The following is a 17,603-nucleotide window of genomic DNA, read 5'->3' on the forward strand; positions in this document are numbered from 1 at the left end:
CCTTACTTGCCGAGCGTCGCCTGCGACCACAGCTGGTCGACTTCGGCCTTGCGCGCCGCGGCCTTCGCGACGTCGAGCGGGCGCACCTGCGGCGCATTCGGCAGCTTCGCCGCGACGTCCTGCGCCACCGGCGTGCCGGGCACCGCCGGGCGCACGTAGCCTTGCGCGAACAGCGCCTGCCCGACGTCGCTCATCACGAGGTTCAGCCACAGCTGCGCGGCGGCCGGGTTCGGCCCGTTCTTCACGAGGCTCATCGCGTACGGTGCCGACACGCTACCGTCCTGCGGAATCACGACTTCCGCCGCGTCGCCCATGCCGTCCGCGTATTTCGCCTTGAGCCCGTCGTTCTCGTAGCCGATCAGGATCGGGATCTCGCCTTTCACGAACTTCGCGTAGGGCGTCGTGCCCTCGACGCGCAGCACGTTGCCCGCGTTCTTCAGCTTGCCGAAGAATTCCGCGCCCGGCTTCGGGTTCTCGACGCTGCCGCCGTTCGCATACGCGGCCGCGAACACCGCGACCTGCCCCTGCCCGGTCGAGCGCGGATCGAGATAGACGACCGCGTTGCGGTACTCGGGCTTCAGCAGGTCGGACCAGCGCTGCGGCACGTTCTTGACGAGCTTCCTGTTGACGAGGAACGCGATGTTCAGCGAGTGCACCGCGAACCAGCGGCCGTCGGCCGCGCGGAACACCGTCGGCAGCTTGTCGAAGTTGAGCGGCTTGAACGGCGCGACCACGTCCTTGCCCGCCGCGTCGAGCGCCGACGCCGCAAAGTAGTACGCGGTATCGGCCTGCGGGCGGCGCCGCGACTTGTCGAGCGCGACGACGGTGGCCGCCGAGCCGATGTCGTTGTACGTGATCTCGACCTTCGGATAGCGCTTGCGGAATTCGGCGAACAGCGCCTTCCAGTTCGCCCATTCCGGCCCGGTGTCGAACGACACGACGAGCCCTTCGTCGGCGGCCTTCTCGTACAGCGCGTCTTCGCCGGAATAAAGCGGCGCGGCATGGGCGCTCAACGGCGCGAGCGTCGCGAGCGCGCAGAGCGCCAGCAGGCGGCGGCCAATCTCACGGCGGAAGGCATGGAGGAAGAGGCTGCGTGCGGACATCGAGGTTCTCCGTTGAATGAATGAGGTCGCCCGCATGGTTACGCGGCGGGCAGCACGAGCAGATGGCGCGGCTCGATCGCGATGCAGCGCGCGGGCAGTTCGCGCCCTTCGCCCAGCAATGCATCGGTTGCGCCCGCCGGCATGAAGTCGAAACGCTGCGTCGCGCCGAAGTAGCGCACCTCGCCGACCCGGCCGTCGATGCGGTTCACCGCATACGCGGGCGGATCGGGCTGCACGTGTTCGGGCCGCACCAGCACGTCGACCGTGTCGCCCGGCCGGTGCGCGCCCGTTTCCGCGCACAGCGTCGTGAAGCGCACGTCGACCGCGCCCTGCGCGAGCACGCGGCCGCGCAGCACCGTCGAATGGCCGACGAAGCGCGCGACCTGCGCGCTCGCCGGGCGCTCGTACAGGTCGCGCGGCGTGCCGGCCTGCAACACGCGGCCGCCGTCGACGATCGCGACGCGGTCGGCCATGCTGAGCGCCTCGTCCTGGTCGTGCGTGACGAGCAGCGTCGTCGCGCCGCACGCGCGCTGCAGCGCGCGGATCTCGTCGCGCAGCTGGTGACGGATGCCGGCGTCGAGCGCCGCGAGCGGCTCGTCGAGCAGCAGCAGCTTCGGCTCGATCACGAGCGCGCGCGCCAGCGCGACGCGCTGCTGCTGGCCGCCCGACAGCATCGTCGTGCGTCGATCCGCCTGCGCCGCGAGGCCGACGCGCTCGAGCATCTCGAGCGCGCGCCGGCGCCGCTGCGCCGCCGGCACGCCGCGCATCTTCAGGCCGTAGCCGACGTTGTCGACGACCGACAGGTTCGGGAACAGCGCGTAATGCTGGAACACCATCCCGACCTCGCGCCGCCACACCGGCACGCCGGCCATGTCGTCGCCGCCGATCGCGATGCGGCCGCGATAGCCGTCGAGCAGGCCGGCGGCCAGGCGCAGCAGCGTGGACTTGCCGGAGCCGCTGCGGCCCATCACCGCGAGCAGTTCGCCCGGCGTCGCGGCGAGCGTGACCGCGTCGACGCCGTGACGGGCGCCCGGATACTGGAAGCTGACGTTTTCGAAATCGAGGCTCATGACGGTTTCACTTCAAGCGTTGCACGGTGCCGACGGACGCGAGCGTCGCGAGCACGGCGAGGACGAGCAGCACGACGGTCGCCGCGCAGGCCATTCCCGACGCGCCGTAGAACGCCTGCAGCAGCACGATCGGGTAGTTGCGGTAGCGAAAGCCCGCGATCAGGTTCGACATCTGGAATTCGCCGATCGACAGCGCGGCCACCATCACGAGGCCGGAAAACAGGCTGTGCCGCAGGTTCGGCAGCACGATCGTGACGAACTGGCGCAGCGGCGTCGCGCCGAGCGTCGCGGCGCACGCCTCCAGATGCGAGAGGCCCAGGTGGCGCAGGTCGCTCAGCAGCGTCTGCAGCAGGTACGGCAGCGTCAGCACCGCGTGCGCGGCGATCATCAGCGGCAGCGTGCCGAGCCACGGCAGCGTGTCGCCGCTGAAGATCGCGATGTAGCCGAAGCCGAGCGTCAGCGCCGGCACGGCGATCGGCATCAGCATCACCACGCGCGTCGCGAGGCCGCGGCCGGCCTGCGCGCGGTGATGCAGCGCATAGGCGAGCGGCAGCCCCAGCACCGCGTTGATCGCGCAGCAGGCCAGCGCGACGACGAGGCTCACGCCGAACGCGCGGGTGAAGCTGCGGTTCGCCGCGAGATCCGCGAACCAGTGCCCGGTGACGCCGGTCGGCAGCAGCGTGTTCGTCCACGACTGCCCGACCGAGCCGATCAGCAGGAGTGCGATCGGCAGCAGCAGGTAGACCCCGAACACCGCGACGAGCGCCTGCAGCACGAAGCGCCACGCGCTCGGGCGCACGGCATTGTTACGACGAATCGGAACACCATCGGCCAGTGCCGGGGCGGTAGACGGATGCATGGGTACGCTCGCTGCCGATGAGGAGAAACGTCGCGCAACGCCCGCCGGACGGGGCCTGCACGCTTGATCGAGACAGGCGCAGTGTGCGGTTTCGACATGGCATCGTCATGAAAAAAACGTACAAAGCCCGCATCGATCTGTGCGCGCAAGGAATAGTCGGAGATGAAGCACCTGTATCCGAACGTGGCGGAACTGCACGCGTTCGCCAGTTCTGCGAAGTACCTGAATTTCTCGTACGCGGCGCGGGAGCTTGGCCTGACGCCCAGCGCGGTGAGCCGGCAGATCGCGAATCTCGAAGCGCTGTTCGGCGTGAAGCTGTTCGTGCGCGAGGGACGCAATCTCGCGCTGACGCGCGCCGGGCAGGTGTATCACGCACGTGTCGTCGGGCCGCTGCGCGAGATCGGCAACGCATCGATCGAACTGCTGAGCGCACGCGAGAACAGCGACCTGCTGACGATCGCGAGCGTGCCGACCTTTACGACCAAGTGGCTCGTGCCGCGGCTCGCGCGCTTTCTCGCCACCGCGCCGAGCGTCACGCTGAGCTTTCGCCGCCATCTCGCGCACGGCGACATGTTCCCGTTCGGGCTCGACGCGGCGATCCGCTACGGCGACGGCGCATGGGAAGGCGTGCGAAGCGATTACCTGGACGGGCGGACCTTCGCGCCGGTGTGCACGCGCGAATTCGCGGACCGGCATGCGCTGCGCGCGCCCGCCGACGCCGCGGCCGCGCCGCGTCTCGTGCACGAACAGGCCGAGATCGCGTGGTCCGCATGGGCGGAGCGTCATCGCGCGACGCAGATGAACGCGCTCGCGGGGCCTCGCTTCGAACAGTATTCGGTGCTGATCCAGGCGGCGCAGGCAGGGCTCGGCATCGCCCTCGTGCCGCGCTTCCTGATCCTAGACAATCTCGCGGCCGGCACGCTCGTCGAGCCGTTCGACGCGCCGGTCGACGTCGACGCGCAGGGACACTACCTGTGCTACGCGCCGGAGCGCCTCGAGACGAGCGAAGCGTTGCGGCGCTTCAGGGAATGGATGCTGGACGAGTGCGCGAACGGGTGAAGCGAGGCCGCCGGCCGTACGCCGTCACGAAGCCGGCCTGAACGCGCCGGCTATACTTGCCGCCTTCCAACAATCAACAAAAACGAATTCGGAGAGGGCAATGAACAAGCATCATGCCGGCGCGCGCGGTCCAGTCTGGAAACGCATCGCGGCAACCGCGCTCGCCGCGGCATGCATGGCCGGCATGGCCAGCGCCGCGCAAGCCGCCGACAACGCCGCACCCCGCCACTATCTGAGCCTGAGCCGCGACGGCGCCGGCAAGCTGCCGTGGAGCGACGAACCCTATAGCTGGATCACGCACGGCGGCAAGGTGCTGCGCGAGGGCGTGACCGACGCAAATGGACGCGCGGCCGTCGCGCGGCAAGCCGGCGAGACGCGCTACGCACTGGACACGATCAATCTCCGCTGGAACTACACGGTCGACGACGCGTGCTGGGCGCGCCAGGGCGCCGACTTCGGGCGCTGCGTCAAGATGGTCGACACCGTGGACAAGGTCTCGCAGCAGCGCGAAGAGGAGGAGCACGCCGAGGACGAGGAAGCGAAGACACGGCGCGATGCGGCGCTGGCTCGCTATCGCAAGGCCGCGGCCGCCAACGACGACGAACTCGCGTGGCTTGGCCCGCTGCCGGCCGAGTGGTCCGCTGACGACGTTAGCCGGCAGATCAAGGACGTCTTCCACAAGATCGAGCACGACCTCGACACGATGAGCGCCGCCGACGTCGACGTGACGCGCTTCGTCTGCAAGTCGCCGGACCAGATCGGGCCTGCGCCTGACGAGCAGGCCGTCGTCGACTATCTGGACAGCCTGCGCACGCCCGGAGCGACGACGCGCCAGCAATGGCGAGCGCTCGTCGAGGCTGCGCGCAAGGGCAACTGGCTCGCGCGGCTGCAGCTCTACTTCGCGCTCAACTCGCGGCCGCAGGACGATCTCGTCAGCGCATACCGGCGGACGCAATTGATGACGTGGCTGCAGGCCAACCACGTGGGCGCGCTCTACACGCACTACCTGAACCTGCTTGCCTCGACCGGCTTTTTCGAGGGCCCCAGCCCGGGCCCCAGCTCGCCGATCTACCTGTACGCGGCGATGCGCGGCAGCTATTCGGCAATGAAAAACGTCGGCGACGCGCTGGCCGCCAACGACGATCCGGAAATCCGGGCAAGCGGCGAGCGCATGCGCGACTGTGCAGTGAAGATGATGCCGGTGCTGTTCGCGAAGTGACCGCAGCGCCGCGCGTCGCTCGCATGCGCCAAGCGCGGCGCCGTCGACCGCCCGGCGCCGCGCAGTGCGCCTGCCGCACGCGGGCGGCAGGCGATTCTCCCGGTCAGTGCTCGATGCCCAGCCCCGGCAGCACGTGCGTGTGCTCGGCGACGACCGCGTGCAGCAGTTCCGGCTCGACGCCGAGCAGCCCGAGGATCGTCGGCGCGACCTGCTTGGTCCCGACATAGTCGTTGACCGCGCGCGCACGATGGAGGCCCGGATACGACACGAGCAGGCCGAGGTGGTTATCGTCCGGCGCGTTGCCGCCGTGCTCCTCGTCCTTCTTCTTGCTCGACGTGTAGATCACGCCCGGGTTCGGCTGCACGATGATGTCCGGCGTGCGGCCGTTGGCCGGATCGCCGAACCGCTCGGCGAGCGCCGAGCCGTACAGGATGTACGCCTGCGGGCCGTCCGCGCAGATCCCCGGCGCGTTGCAGCCGAGGTTCGCCTTCAGCGTCGTGACGACGGCGTTGCGCTGGCTGCGGTCGCGCAGCCAGATCAAGCCGACGTCGTCGGTCTGCACGAAGCCCGTGCCGACGAGGCCCGTGCCGTCGTTCAGGTTCCCCGTCTTCGTGTTGTTCTGGCCGAAGTTGCCGTTCGGGTCGAGGTAGCTCTTCGATTCGAGCAGCGCCGTCAGCGTGTCGCCGTTCTTCACGAGCTTCGTGTGATCGGTCGGCGACTGGCCATGCTTCGCCGTCACGATCACGGCGGTCGTGCTGTACAGGTTGCGCTGCTTCAGTTCGTTGACGATCCGGCCGATCGAGTTGTCGACATATGTGATCGCGTTCGCGACTTCCCCGTTCGGCGTGAAGTTCGCGTCCACGTAGCCGCCGCCCTTCGTCACCAGCGCCTTCTGGGCGACGCTCAGCGTCTGGAAGTCCGCGCCGAACAGTGTCGGCACCGGCGCGGCCGTCTTGCCGGTCGAGTCCAGGCCGTCGATCTGGTTGATCAGCGCCTGCACGTGCAGGTTGTCGAACTGCGCGGTATGCGAATAGACGTCCGTGTAGTCCGTCTTCGTCACCGGGTCGATCGAGTTGATCTCGGTGCGCATGAGATCGTCGACGCCCTTGCCCGACGGGCCGTTCAGCCAGTCGTAGCCCCACGCGTGCTTGTCGGCCCACGCGGTGCGCGCGCTCGGCATCGCCGACTTCACGGCCTCGAACACCGTGTTCGTCTTCACGTAGTTGTGCGGATAGACCGGCACGCACTGGCCGCCGACGAGCGCGTTCGGGATCGCCTGCGGGTTGAATCCGCCGCCGCCGTCGAGGTTCACGAGCGGGCCGCCGTTCATCGCGTCCTTGCCCGTCGTTTCGTCGAACACGACGTTCCAGCCCTGCTTGCCCGAACAGGTCGTGTCGGTCGGCGCGTACAGGTTGCGGTCATACGACACGTCGTAGAACAGGCCGGCCGTCTTCGGCGAGCCGCCCGTCACGAGCGCCGCGAGGCCCGGGAACGAATCCGACAGGCCCGGCGTGTGCGCATTCGTATACGTCACGCCGCTTTGCGCGAGCGCCGCCACGTTCGGGCACGTGTTCGCGCCGATGCAGCGCGCGAGATCCTGCTCATGCAGGCCGTCGATGCTGAGCAGCAGCACGTGCTTCACGACGCGGCGGCCGTGCTCATGCTGTTCGTTGTCGCCCTGCGCGTGGACGCCCGCGCTCGCGAGCGCCAGCGCGCCCGCCACCACCATTGCCATCTTCCGCTGCTTGCCGAAGAACGAAATCATCACCCCACCTCATCGATAGACGTTGAACTGCGAGGCCTGCGAACAGGCGCGTCAATATCGCCGAGCCGTGCGGCGGCTCCGTGAAGCAAGGCTTTCTGTTGTCTGTCAAACGTAACCAATCGCAAGTGGCGTGAGGGGATCGTGATGAGATGGGTGCGATGCGGCGGTAATTTCGCATGAAGCCGCACCAGGCGGGTGCATGCGGGCCAATGGCGCGCGTCGTGCGGCTTTCATCAGTTTTTTGGGGGTTCATCGAAGATCACCGTGGAACGCAATTCAGACTGTCCGCGTTCGGTTAGGAAGCGCCGGCCGATCAACGGCGATAAATGGCTGAAGCTCGACGCGTTTCGGTCATTCAACGCATTTGGTATCGGCTAATGGCCTGTGCGGATAAATACCCTGACTGGTCAAGAATCGCAAGCGCCGCAGGTCTTCCATCCACAGTTGATACAATGAAGCGCGACTCCCAATAAAAAATCGAGTGATTGATTGGATGGGTGAGTGTCACGGCTCGTCGCGCAAGGAAGCCAACGAAAAAGAAAAGCCCACTTCAAGCGGGCTCTTTCGGACGATCATAGCGCACAATCGAACACGACGACGAGACTAATCAGCCATGAGCTGCCGTATGTGCTACGAAATTCCCTTCGATAAATTCTCGCAGCGAAGCCCAACACCGCGCTTTACCCGCCAGTACAGCCATTGCGTTCTTCGGCCCGAACGCTACTTTCGCTCGCGGCGGCGCCGGGTAAGTCCCACAGTATTTTCCAATGTTTGCATGGAACTGCAGAACAGATTTGGTAAAGAACCAGAAAACGTATTTACCACGAACGAACGCTTGCGAACCATTCGCTTGCAGAAACTCCTCTAAGACCGCGTCGAGCACGTCTTGGTCGTCAGGCTGCTGCCCAACTTGCTGAGCTGCATATTCGACCCTTGCGCGCGCAGGCAAGAATTCATGCTTTAGCTGCACCAATTCACCATTAAATCGGAACATTACTGATGGATCAATATTCTTCAGGCAGGGACTCTTTTTCGCCCTCATCCATGAGACGATCTGTGCCATCACCACAGAGAATGCTTCCGAAAAATCTATAAAGCTTTGCCTGTAGGCTTCGCAAATTACTTCCTCTTCGTCTGGAGAGATGTTTGCAACCCCCATGATTTCCCGGAGAGCACGAAGCAATGTCGACTCATTTGCTATTTCGTTTTCTAGCGAGTATTTATCAGTTACGTAGAGATTGCCATGCTCACTCGCAACTTGACCGCCTAAGAACGTCGAAAGATCACGATCAACAAAAAAGCAAATCCGTTTCGTCGAAAATCTTGACCAGTCCATAGATGCCAAAGTGCCCAGAACCTTATCTTTCCTCCCCGCCGCGATGGTTCGAACATTCCAACCGTCTGGAAGTATGTTCTCAACAACGCCACGATAAAAGATGGGATCCTCGTCGCCTTCTACAATCGCGTAGACCTCTCTTTTGCCCCTCTTGTACCAGAGTAAAAACTCGTGGTAAATCGTCTCCGCGCCATCCGCCGCGATCTCATGTTCTTTTAGCATTTCCATACGACGATTATCAGTTACTTACAAACTCACCCATTGAATGGGCATATGGTTTAAGTTCATTTTGGTAAATGAACGGAGAATGCGTAACAGCAATCAATCCAGAGCAGAACGTCGCCTTCCAGATATCCAGCAGGAATCGACGCTGCCAAGGCACGGAAAGTGATAACTCTGGCTCGTCGATGAGGACCAGATAGTTCTTATTTCCAGAAAGATAAACGTGACTGAATAGCGAAACAATCTGCTTTTCACCGGAAGACAGCTCCTTCAAATCGATACGCTCCAGGCCCGCCCTCGGCTCTTTGGGCACAATCTCGAAAGAGAACGTCGCACTATTGTAATTGAATTTTTTATCGGTGATATATTGAGAGCAAAGCTCGCAAAATCGCGCAATATTCATCTCCCTTTCCGAGAGAGATTGCTGAAATCTAAGCAGCTTTATAAAATAGTGAGTAACGATCTTAGCGTGCTCATTTATAGCACCCTTCGACTGCGCAGATGCAATTACATTATATAGATGCTCTCGATCAGATTGACCCAAAATCGTATCGTGAATCCGATTCAATACTGAACGGATAGTATTTTCGGATGCATTAGTTATTTCACTAACATCAGTGCGCTCGTACTCCCTATTCACTACGTCGCCCAAGTAACGCAACGTCAAGCTATTAAGATTTTCACGCTCAAACTCCTTCAAGCCATCCAAGGTTCGCTCGATAGCAAATTCGACATCTCTCATGCCGAATTCTACAAGTTCGATATAGGCAGATTCGTTTTCCGGCTGTCGATTGCGTAGCCTCCCCTTTTTTATGCCATCAGAATCCACACCCTCAAAAATACTGCCCAATTCTCGCTCAATTCGACGATAAGTAGGCAAATACAAAATTTGAGCATCGATTGCCGCTCTGATTTTGACTCGCAACTCTTGCAATTCCTTTGCAGCACCCTTGAGGCGACCATCAAACAATTCAGCTTGCCTCAATAAATCAGCAGATGCGAAATCGCCGTGTCGGTACGCGCGCTGCAACTCAATTGCCACATCTTCAGGTAAGTTTCCGTTTTCAAGAGCGAGTTGATAGCGTCGACGTGATGCGGACGGCATCGAGTACAGTGCAGCTCTATCAAATTTTGTTGTGGCCAGGATATCTTTTTTTAATATCTTGAATTCCACCCCACCAATAACGAGAGTTATGTAATTAAACTTAAATGCGGATAGTGAAATCCAGCGCCCCGCAAGTGCGTAGAAAATAATCCGAAGAAACGTTGTTTTCCCGGAGCCGTTTTCGCCAACAATAATCAGCGTCCCATCCACGACTTCCGCGTCGATTGTCGTCGAACCATGAAGGCCGACAACCCGAACTCTTTCAAGCTTATTAAGCATTTTCCCCTTCTTTAATCTAACTGACAGTCGAGACTAGCAAGTGCCGGACGTAGACTATCGCCCAGTGACGGCCCATTAAAACACCATATGTGTTTTGCATACGCGTTTAGCATCTGCTTACTTCCACAACTTTACACTCAATCGCACACGTCGCAGAAGTACATTTCGTGATGCGAGTGCAGAGAAGGTGCGTCTACTGGACTACATACAAGGGTTAAGCAAGCACGGATCGCAGTTCAAGGACGAGCAAGCTGCATAGGAGAAAAGGTAGCAAGAAGAGCGCTACCACCAAGAAAGCCTCGACCACGTAACAGGAACAGATGCGGCAGGTTCACAAAAAATGACCGCGCGTCCTCAATGACAGAAATCTATCGAGCCAGACAATGCGCATAGCAAGCCGTACCACCGTCCGAGTGAGTTCAGTAGATTGCAGATGGTGAAGGCCCTTAGGAGGCTTGTAACACACGCCTTTGACTCACGGCCACACGACCGCCTAGCTCCGATTGCGGTCGTAACTAGAGGTTTGTTTATACGAACGGCGGATCGGGGTCGGCAAGCGACATCCCCGAAAATCCACCAGGAATTTCTTCCACCTTGGCGCCCGACTATTGTCATGCGATAAAGGGTTTTCCCTGACCCGGAGCACGAGAATGTCGACCCTGGAAGCCTTCCGGTTCGTGCTGGACGATGCACGCACCCCCGAAATCATTCGTCATCACGTCGTCGACGCGTTGCAGTACGCGCTGCGCAACTACGGACAGGTCTTCACCGCGAAGGAAGTGCAGTGGCTGACGCAATGGGACGATGCGCGCCTGCCGCTGGCGGCGAGGAAGGAGCTGGACAAGCGCGAACCCGAAGTCGCGCGCTGAACACGCTGCCGTCACCGCCGCGCGCCTGGCACGGCGGTGACGGCGCGCGGCGGGATTACTTCAACCCGAAGTCGACGCGCGTCGTCGCGCCCTTGTCCTCGATGCCCTTCGCATCGAGCTTCGGCGCGACGATGAACATCCGGCTCGCATCGATCTTCCCTTCGAGGTACTGACGCACCGACTGCGCGCGCGCCTGCGCGAGCGTGCGCAGGCTGCCTTCGTCGACCGGCGCGTGCTCGGCGAGCGCCTGCTTCATGTCGTCGTCCGGCAGCGTCTTCTGCAGGCCGATCAGGTTGCGCGGCTTCTTGAAGTCGGCGGCCTTGTACGCACGCGTCAGGTACGTGTGGTATTCGGCCGGCTCGACCTTCACCGAGCGCGGATCGATGCTCTCGCCCTGCCCGACGACGTCCTTCAGCTTCTGCTGGCGCACGAGCCGCTCGACGTAGGTTTGGCGCAGCCCCGGCGTGTCCTTGTCCGGATCGACGCGGCCGATCAGGTCGAGGCGGATCGACTGCTTCTCGTTCAGCATCTTCACGACCGTGTCGAGCTTCTTCTGCTGCGCGTCGGCGAGCTCGTCCGAGCCCGGCGCGAACTCGACGTAGCCGAGCTCCTCGCCGCCGCTGCCGAACGCGTGCGCGAGCAGCGTGAACGGCGACGTGACCGCCTTCGCGATCAGGTTCAGCACCGCGCGCCAGACCAGCCCGCCGACGCTGAACTCCGGATTCGACAGCGAGCCCGACACCGGCAGGTTCACGTCGATCTCGCCGCGCGAGTTCTTCAGCAGCGAGATCGCGAGCTTCACCGGCAGCTTGGTCGCCGTGTCGTTCTCGACGCGGTCGCCGAACGTCAGCTGGTCGATGAAGATGTGGTTGTTCGCCGACAGCTGGTCGTTCGCAAGCTCGTAATGCAGGTCGACGTTGAGCTTGCCCTTCGTGATCGGATAGCCCGCGTACTTCGCCGAATACGGCGTCAGGTTGGTCAGCTCGATGTCGTGCGCGGTCGCGGTGAGGTCGAGCGCCGGCTTCGCGATCAACGGGTTGACCGAGCCCTTGATCGAGATCGGCCCGTTGCCCGCGAGGTTCGCGGCGACGTCGACCGGTGCGGACGTGGTCGAATCGGTGCCGAACGCGCCGATCGTGCCCTTGATCGCGACGAGGTTCGCCGTGTAGTTCGGCTTGATGAAGTTGTCGGTGTAGTTCACGCGGCCGTTCTGCAGCACGAACTCGCCGAAATGCACCCGCACCGGGTTCTGCGGCGGCGGCGCGGCCTTGACGACCGCCGTCGCCGACGCGGCGGCCGGCGCGGACGCCTGCTGCGCGGCCGACGCCGCCTGCGCGACGGCCGTCGCCGACGCGCCCTGCGGCGACAGCGGCACCGGCTCGCCCTTGCTCGTGTCGCGCGTCAGCGACTGCGCGGGGCCCGATTCCTTCGCGACGATGTCCTTCAGGTTCAGCCGCCCTTGCGCGTCGAGCAGCACGCGGCCGTAGAAGTTCGAGAACGTCACGCGCGCCGCGTCGACGTCGGTGCCCTTCTCGTCGTAGGTCGCCTTCAGGTTCGACAGCGCGAGCGAGCGCCAGCCCGCGAACGGGTCGGACGTCGCCTTGTCGAGCATCCGCACGTCGACGAGCGCCGCGTCGCCGCGATACGACGCGCGGATCGCGTCGTTCGCCTGCGCGAACGCCAGGTTGCCGTTCGCATTGAGCAGCGCGCTCGCGACGGTCGCGTTCAGCGCACTGCCGAAATACGGCTCGAACGCGGCCGCGTCGAGGCGGTTGCCGTTGATCTTCAGGCCGAGCTTGAGCGGCTGCGCGGTGACGTCGCCCGACACGTTCAGCGAGCCCTTGCGGTTCAGGGTCGCCTTCAGCTCCACCGGCAGCGGCTTGGTCAGGTCGTCGCTGATCTTCTGGACGGACAACGCCAGCGGCTTGATCGCGAGCTTCACCGGACGCGGCGTCGACAGGTCCGTGTAGTTCGCCGCCGAATCCTTCACGTTCAGCGCGTCGATCCGGTAATGCCACGACGGCGCGGCGGCCTCCGCCTTGTGCGCGACCGTGCGCGCGGGCAGCGCCTTCTGCTCGGGGCCCGCCAGCGCCGCGAGGTCGATCGTGCCGTCCTTCAGGCGCTTCACGTCGAGCGCGAGCCCGCTCGCGTCGACGCTCGCGATCTGTGCGGTGCGCGTCGCGAGATCGACCTTCGCGATCTTCGCGCTCGCGTCGGGCAGCACGATGGCCGGCGTCTTCGCGTCCGGCGTCGCGATCTTCAGCGACTTCAGGCTCACCACGCTGTCGGCGACCTGCGCGTCGAGCGGCGTCTTGCCCCAGTCGGCCTTCGCGTTGACCGTCGCGCCGAGCGTGCCGTCGAGCACGCGCGCGCGCGTCGCTTCGCCGAGATACGGCTGCAGCGCGGGCAGCGCGAGCGCATCGACCGTCAGCTTCGTGTCGGCCTGCTTCGCCGCGACACTGAACGCGCCTTCGGCCTTCACGTCGCCGCCGCGCGACAGCGACGTCGACAGCGTGTACTTCGCCGGCGTGTTGCCCTGCAGCGTGAAGCCGTCGAGCGTCGCCGCCAGTTTCGTGAGCGACAGCGCGGTCGGCGTCGCGGGCACGCGGTCGTCCAGATTGATCGTGCCGCCGTCGATCGCGACATGGCGGATCGTCAGGTCGAGCGGCGGCGCTTTCGTTTCGGCCGGCGCTTCGGCGCCCGATGCGGCCTGCGCCGCGCTCGCCGTTGCCGGCGCGGCCACGCCCGACGCCGCCGGCGCGGCCGACGGCGCCTTCGCGTTGGGCTGCGCCGCCGGGTGCGCGGCCAGCTTCTCGACATTCAGCACGCCCTGCCGGTCGCGCGCGAGATCGACGACCGGCTGGTCGACCCGGATCTCGTCGAAATGCAGCACGTTGCGCAGCGGCTCGAGGCCGGCCGCCGCGACGTGCACGCCGCGCGCGGCGAACAGCGGCTCGGACGCCGCGCTCGTCACCTTCGCGTCGTTCAGGTCGACGGTGCCCGACACGCGCAGCGTCGGCGTCTCGCCGCTCATCACGAAATTGAGCTTGAGGTTGCTGCTGAGCAGGCCGCTCGTCACCGCGACCGGCAGCTTCGCCGGCGCATACGAGATCAGCTTCGGCACATCGAGCTTGTCGAACTTCAGCTCGATCTCCGATTCGCGCGACTGCGCGAACGGCTTGGTCCGGCCGTCGATCGCGATCGGGCTGCCGTCGAATCGCATGCGCAGCTTCGGCTGGACGAAGATGTCGGTCTTCGACGGCAGCGTCGCGATGTACGGAACGCCGAGCGTCCAGTTGTCGACGACGTGCTTCTCATTCAGCAGGCGGTCGTCGAAGTCGATCCGGCCGTCGTTGATCTGGATGTTCGACACCGAGAAGTGCGTCGGCTTGCTTTCGGGCTTCGACGGCGTCGAGAACTTCTCGATCAGGTCGGTGAAGTTGAAGCGCTGCGCGTCGTAGCGCACGATGTGAAAGCGCGGCGCATCGAGGCGGACTTCGTTGACGATCGGTGCGCCGCGGAACAGCGACGTCCACGACGGGCGCACGACGAGCTTGCCGATGTCGATGAAATCGCCCTGGCCGCCGCGCTCGCCGAGATGGATGCCGTCGGCTTCGAGGTTCAGCGTGTACGGGTTGAGCGCGATGCGCCGGATCGTCGCGGGACGGTCGAGCTGCCGGCTCAACTGCTGTTCGGCGATGTGGCGGATCAGCGGCGGCGCGGCGAAGAACCCGAGCAGTCCGAACAAAACGAGGAAGATCAGCACGCCGAGGCCGATGCGCCGGGTCCGGCGCGCGCGCGCGACGTCGCGCAGCGCATGCAGCGTCGAGGAAACGGTTTCTTTATTGGGGCTTGCCATGCTGGATTGCCTTGGGAGCAACGTTCAGGGAATCCGGGGAATCGGAGCGATCCGGCCCGTTTCCCGCAAGTATAGGCTCAGGGGATGACGGAACGCAGATGGGTCCGCCGCCGCGCCTGTCGGTCGGACCGGCGCGGCGGCGGCGCGTTCACTTGCGCACGACGACGGGCGGCATCCACGAGCCGTCGCTCGCCTTCGGCTTCGGCGCGTAGAGCCGCAGCGCCAGCGCGAAGTCCGCGCGCGGCGCCGGCAGCCAGTTCGCCGCGTTCGCGCCGCCCGGCGACGTCGCCGACACGACGATGTCGATCGAGCCGTCGCGGTTGCGGCGCAGCCGGTCGCGATCGCCGAGCGAGCGGCGGGCGGCGCCGACGTCGGGCAGCGCGCCGCCCATCGTGTAGGGCGTGAGCGTCCAGAACGCGCGCACCGGCGGCAGCGCACTCGGCGCGAAATGCAGCGTGTAGCGGTTCGCGCCGTTCAGCGCATGGCCGTCGCTGTCGACGCGCACCACCGCGAGCGTCTCGTCGTCGCGCGTCGCGGTGCCGAACTGCGTGTAGGCCGCGTAGGCGCGCAGCGCGTAGTCCTGACCGTACTTGCCGGCGGTGTCGCCGATCCAGCTCCAGCCGTTCGCGTTCAGCAGGTTCGGCGGTGGCGCCGCGAGCCGCGCGCGCGCTTCGGCGACGCCCGCCGTCGCGGCCGTGAGGCGGTCGCCCGTCCACAGCACCGGATAGCCGGCCATCACCCCGATTTCGTCGAGCTGCTGCTGCGCATGCGCGTCGTCGGCGGGCGCCGGGTTGTCCTGCAGCGCCTGTGCGAAGCGCGTGAAGTACGCCTTCGGGTCGAGCGCCGCGACCTGCTCGGCCGGCGTGCCGCCGCTCGCCGCCTCAGCGGCTGCGCTGCCGGCGTGCACCGCGACCGACGCGCCGCGCGCCGCGCCCGTATACACCGACAGCGGCACCACGCGGATCGCGCGCTGCAGTTTCTTCACGGCGGTCAGGTCGCGGCCGCCGCTCGTCTGCAGGCGCACTTCGAGCCACGCGTTGCGCGACGGCGCGTCGACGCGCGTCACGCCCTTCGGCAGCGTGCCCTGCCAGTCCTTCGCGGCGAAGGCAATCGTTTGCGATCGGGGGCCGCCGCGCGGGCCGCGCGCGGCCGAATTCGACGACCACAGCACGTTGGTCCACATGTCGAGCGCGCGGGCGTCCCAGTAGCGGCCGCGAGTGTCGGGCAGCGTGACGATCACCGGCTCGGCGGCCACGTCGAGCCAGCCGGTCGAATCGAGCGTGTCGACGCCCGGCAGCGGCGGATTGACCGCGCCGACGGGCGGCAGCGCCTGCGCGTGGCGCAGCGTGTTGACGGGCGCCTGGCCGGGCTGCGCGCCGTCGCCGCCGGTGGCGGCGTCCTTCGCGACGTCCATCATCACGAGCGGGTACGCATAGATATAGGCGTCGGCCACTTCGGCACGCATCCAGCCGGTCTTGCGCGGAATCGCGTCGGGTTGGGTGGCGCATCCGGCCAGGAGGGCCGCGATGGCCAGCGACGCACAGGCGCGCCGCAGAGAAACGGATTCTCGTCGGGTTTTAATCATTGATTCTTGGCCGTATCTAATTCTTTATAAATCAATGCCTTGCTCAACTCGCAAACTGCGAATCCAAGGCTAAACAAGGTCAATCAAGGCTGCCCCGGCCTGGCCACGCTGCAATTTCACTGCAGTGGGCGCTATCGTCAGGCCGGTATCATAGCGCCTCGGGGCATTCCCCAATGTGCCGAATGCCTGATATTGCCGCCGTTGACGGCATGAAGGCTGCGGAAGGCGACAGGAGCGTGCGGAGACCGCTCGCGTTGTTACATGGCCCGCTCCTGGCTCAGGGTGCGGCGACGGAATCGCGCACCCGTCGGACTGCAGCGGAGGTCGTATGCCGAATCTCGACCCGGAGGTCAACGCGAGCGAGGTGCCGGAGATCGACTGTCCGGGCGTGGAGTGAAAAGTACCGCCTTCCCTTTTTGGGGGGGTAAAACGGTCGCAGGCGGCACTGGATTTAAAAGGACCCATTGCTTGCGGCGGTGCAATGGGCCGCCATGTACCACCCGCCACTGTGCCTTTACGCCAGGATCTTCGCCTTCTGCTCGGCGAATTCCGCGTCGGTCAGTATTCCTCGCTCTTTCAGCGCGGCGAGTCGCTCCAGTTTCGACACGACGTCGTCCGCAGCCGGCGGCGCGGACGCGGCGGCGGGGGAATGCGCCGCGCGCGAGTACTCGTGAATCGCATCTCTCACCTTGTTCGTGAACGGCACGACCGTCTTCTTCCAGACGTTTTTGATGATCCGCTCACTGGCGCCATCCTCGATGCGGATTTCACCCAGCATCATGCCGGTCTTTCCCGATACCGCATTGATCTTGTTGAGGTTGATCGAGATCTGCTTGAGGCCGTAGATCAGACCTTTATCGAGGAACAGGATTCGGTGGTCGGTCAGCACGATCAGCCACGTATTGCCATCCATCATTCCAGACGAGAAGGCCAGCACCTGCTCACCGTCCATCAGGATTTCGGGAAGGTGATTCAGTTCCTTTTTCGTGAAAAACTGATCGTCGCCGATTTCACGAGCGATGCGGTCATACTCGATCTTCAGTGCTTCTTTGGTGGCATTCTTGAAATCAAACATCCCGCGGCCCTTATTGTTTGTATAAAGCATCGGATTTTACAGCCGGAACCCTTGAACAGCTTTATGACGGCGTTGACCGTAATCTGTTCGTACACCAAGCGGCGTGGCGGACCGGGCGTCGCCCCTGCGGCGCATCGCCGCTGCCGCTTGACCTTCCCACCATGGGAATGTTGATACTCGACCTGTCTGCGGCTCAGA

General features: G+C 64.2%; 12 protein-coding genes. 3 read left to right on the plus strand and 9 right to left on the minus strand.

What is annotated here, in order from left to right; translation table 11 throughout:
- Window positions 1-2: 2 nt before the first annotated feature.
- Genes B7P44_RS31745 through B7P44_RS31755 form a run of 3 tightly spaced genes read right to left on the minus strand, consistent with a single transcriptional unit; the run spans window position 3 to window position 3,032 of the window.
- A complete protein-coding gene (locus tag B7P44_RS31745) occupies window positions 3-1,103 on the minus strand; it encodes an extracellular solute-binding protein (protein ID WP_084909768.1) in 1,101 nt (366 codons plus the stop codon).
- A gap of 38 nt (window positions 1,104-1,141) precedes the next feature.
- On the minus strand, window positions 1,142-2,173 hold the full coding sequence (locus B7P44_RS31750) for an ABC transporter ATP-binding protein (protein WP_084909769.1): 1,032 nt from the start codon (window positions 2,171-2,173) through the stop codon (window positions 1,142-1,144).
- Window positions 2,174-2,180: 7 nt separating this feature from the next.
- Window positions 2,181-3,032 (minus strand): ABC transporter permease, encoded by an 852-nt coding sequence (locus tag B7P44_RS31755; RefSeq protein WP_084909770.1) that lies wholly within the window; start codon window positions 3,030-3,032, stop codon window positions 2,181-2,183.
- A 162-nt stretch (window positions 3,033-3,194) separates the two neighbouring features.
- On the opposite strand from B7P44_RS31755, the gene B7P44_RS31760 reads away from it, so the two are divergent.
- Entirely contained in the window at window positions 3,195-4,091 is an 897-nt protein-coding gene (locus B7P44_RS31760) for a LysR substrate-binding domain-containing protein (RefSeq protein WP_084909771.1), read from the plus strand.
- A gap of 100 nt (window positions 4,092-4,191) precedes the next feature.
- Window positions 4,192-5,310, plus strand: a complete 1,119-nt coding sequence (locus tag B7P44_RS31765) for a hypothetical protein (protein WP_084909772.1) — start codon at window positions 4,192-4,194, stop codon at window positions 5,308-5,310.
- A 103-nt stretch (window positions 5,311-5,413) separates the two neighbouring features.
- On the opposite strand, the gene B7P44_RS31770 is transcribed toward B7P44_RS31765, so the two are convergent.
- From B7P44_RS31770 to B7P44_RS31780, 3 genes are all read right to left on the minus strand, one after another.
- Complete coding sequence (locus B7P44_RS31770; protein WP_084909773.1) at window positions 5,414-7,075, minus strand: alkaline phosphatase family protein; 1,662 nt, start codon at window positions 7,073-7,075, stop codon at window positions 5,414-5,416.
- A gap of 607 nt (window positions 7,076-7,682) precedes the next feature.
- Entirely contained in the window at window positions 7,683-8,639 is a 957-nt protein-coding gene (locus B7P44_RS31775; protein ID WP_084909774.1) for a DUF4435 domain-containing protein, read from the minus strand.
- A gap of 10 nt (window positions 8,640-8,649) precedes the next feature.
- Entirely contained in the window at window positions 8,650-10,017 is a 1,368-nt protein-coding gene (locus tag B7P44_RS31780) for an AAA family ATPase (RefSeq protein ID WP_084909775.1), read from the minus strand.
- Window positions 10,018-10,667: 650 nt separating this feature from the next.
- On the opposite strand from B7P44_RS31780, the gene B7P44_RS31785 reads away from it, so the two are divergent.
- A complete protein-coding gene (locus B7P44_RS31785; RefSeq protein WP_084909776.1) occupies window positions 10,668-10,886 on the plus strand; it encodes a hypothetical protein in 219 nt (72 codons plus the stop codon).
- Between the two features lie 55 nt (window positions 10,887-10,941).
- Here the strand turns inward: B7P44_RS31785 and B7P44_RS31790 are convergent, their stop codons facing one another.
- The 3 genes from B7P44_RS31790 to B7P44_RS31800 form a co-directional block, all read right to left on the minus strand.
- Entirely contained in the window at window positions 10,942-14,745 is a 3,804-nt protein-coding gene (locus B7P44_RS31790; protein WP_084909777.1) for a DUF748 domain-containing protein, read from the minus strand.
- 148 nt (window positions 14,746-14,893) lie between these two features.
- The gene (locus tag B7P44_RS31795) at window positions 14,894-16,330 is read right to left on the minus strand and encodes a DUF1254 domain-containing protein (RefSeq protein ID WP_084909778.1); all 1,437 of its coding nucleotides are present in this window, start codon (window positions 16,328-16,330) and stop codon (window positions 14,894-14,896) included.
- A 514-nt stretch (window positions 16,331-16,844) separates the two neighbouring features.
- The gene (locus tag B7P44_RS31800) at window positions 16,845-17,405 is read right to left on the minus strand and encodes a PH domain-containing protein (protein ID WP_084909779.1); all 561 of its coding nucleotides are present in this window, start codon (window positions 17,403-17,405) and stop codon (window positions 16,845-16,847) included.
- Window positions 17,406-17,603: the final 198 nt, after the last annotated feature.

The sequence above is a fragment of the Burkholderia ubonensis subsp. mesacidophila genome (genome assembly GCF_002097715.1).
Classification (GTDB): Bacteria; Pseudomonadota; Gammaproteobacteria; order Burkholderiales; family Burkholderiaceae; genus Burkholderia; species Burkholderia mesacidophila.